Origin of the sequence: Muriicola sp. (assembly GCF_049669965.1) — a bacterium.
GTDB lineage: Bacteria > Bacteroidota > Bacteroidia > Flavobacteriales > Flavobacteriaceae > Muriicola.
The window spans coordinates 1-2,126 of the sequence record NZ_JBATLB010000218.1; the positions used below are offsets into that span (position 1 = coordinate 1).

The 2,126-nt window shown below is 40.4% G+C and carries 2 protein-coding genes; both read right to left on the reverse strand.

Features of this window, described 5'->3' with window-relative positions:
* Positions 1-557, reverse strand: a 557-nt coding sequence (locus WBM49_RS11440) for a hypothetical protein (RefSeq protein WP_424372186.1), incomplete at its 3' end; no start/stop codon positions are given.
* Between the two features lie 245 nt (positions 558-802).
* Positions 803-1,813, reverse strand: a complete 1,011-nt coding sequence (locus WBM49_RS11445; RefSeq protein ID WP_424372187.1) for a PorP/SprF family type IX secretion system membrane protein — start codon at positions 1,811-1,813, stop codon at positions 803-805.
* Between the last annotated feature and the right edge of the window lie 313 nt (positions 1,814-2,126).

Sequence of the window (2,126 nt, forward strand, 5' to 3'; positions counted from 1 at the left end):
CTCGTAGTTTCTCCTGTTGACCACAAATAGGATGAAAACCCTAAAGGTGCTGTTAAGGTGATATCGTTTAAACCAACTTCACAAAGACCTTCGACCTGAACTTCCAAAGGTTCCAAGTTGGCTTCCACATAGGCATACCCGCCGTGGCCGCCCAACATACAATCAAGGGCCAAAAATTCAATGGTAATTTGCTGACCAAGAAAAGGGCTGAGGTCAGCACCACCACTGGTCCAAGGGAGAATCTGTATTCTTGAGTCTTCACAGTTGGTGAACCCTTTGCTCAAGGCGTTTGGTCCAGCAAAGGCTTCAAACTTCCCACAGGTGACCACATTGCCGTTGTCATCTCTAATATTTACCACAAATTTGGGTTGGTCATTTTGGCTATGCCCTGGGTCGTCCATTACAACAGCATAGCTATACTGAAGGTAAGATTCGGTAGGGGTGACCGTGAACGTTCTGCTTATTCTGGCAGCTTTGCGCCCTCCTGCGATATCCCCAATTTTTGCTGAAAAAGCACCTCCGGGATAAATGGTCGGTAGATTTACTGTCGAGGGCATACACGCAAGACCATTTTCGTCAAAAGGCGGCCTTGAGGGATTTATAATCTGTACTTGGGTACTCAAGTCATCAGCGGGCCTCGGGTTCCAATTTACATTATTTGAATTGGGTCTAACCCCAGTGTCCAGGGTCCAGTTGGTAAAATTTCCAAATTCAAAATCCATGTTTTCTGTCTGTGAATGTAAACCACAAAAACAAAGAAAGAATGTAGGTAGAATTATATTTTTGAGTTTCATGATGCGGTTTAAAGTGAATATTTGGGGCATGCACAGTTCTGTTCACCAAAGTCGAAGCGATATCCTAATGTAATTTCATGGGTACCGCTTTGTTGACCACTGAAATCGGTGGTCGACCAATCGTAGGAATAAGTTACCAAGAAGTTTTGCATAAAACGCAATCCTAAATAACCTAAAACGGCGTCTTGATTTCGGTAAGCAAATCCGCCCCAAAAGTTATTGTTGTAAACCATTTTGAGGCCCAAGTCCCATTGCATCGGTGCATTTGCAACAGTTTTGAGTAAGACTGAAGGAACCATTTCCCAATCTGTGTTTAAATCGATTCTACTGCCGAGTAGGAAATTAAAATTGCTTTGTAGGCGGCCATCTGTGGTAAGTACACCATTGTCAATATCATATGGAATTTGATTATTAAATAGTTGATTAGCCCCTACTCCGACAAATAAGTATTCAGAATAAGCATATAGGCCAAGGCTCATATCAAAATTGAAATCAGAAAAACTATTGACCAGAATATCATTGGGATTCTGTAACAAAATGGCATCTGAGGAATCATAACGAAATTGCGTAGCACCTGCAAAACTTCCTATAGAAAGAAACCATTCATTTGACACTTTTAAATGGTAGGCATAACTCGCATAAAAGGCACTCTGTTTGATGGGTCCGACGTCATCTGTATATAAAAATGCACCAATACCTTGATGAGATTCGCCTTCGCTTCGTTGCAAGCGTTCCTTTAGTAAATGAAGGGAGCTGTTAAAGCTAAAGGTTGCTGTTTTTGGAGCCCCATCAAATCCTGTCCACTGGTTCCTGTACGCAGAGGTTAAATCGATATAATCTTCTACACCCGTCATGGCCGGGTTGATTACGAATGGATTTTGTAGATATTGTGAAAGCTGGGGGTTCTGTTGCCCGTGTAAATTGGAAAGGAATACCACTATGAAAACGCAGCAGCAGTAAAGGGTATATTTTTTAATTAAGGCCAAGGAAAACGCCTTAAAAGCAAAATAATTTGCCATAATGTTAGGTTAAGTTTTTATTAGAAAATGATTCAATTGGGCGTTAAACCATAATTTTGGAAAAAGCCGTTATTCTCATCTAAAAGAATCCCATTCTAGGCAATTCCATTTCTAATTTAAACGATAAAAAAATACATTTAGTCCATATTTCATAAATTTTCGATGAAATGCAAGTCTCACAAAAAATAGAGTTTTTGACCTGCTAAATCTAACCGGTATGAACTTTTGTTTGTATGAAAAAGCAAGGCAGGGCCATTCTACCAAGAATGCTTAACACATGAATAATCAGTTCCCCTCCTTGCCCACCCATATT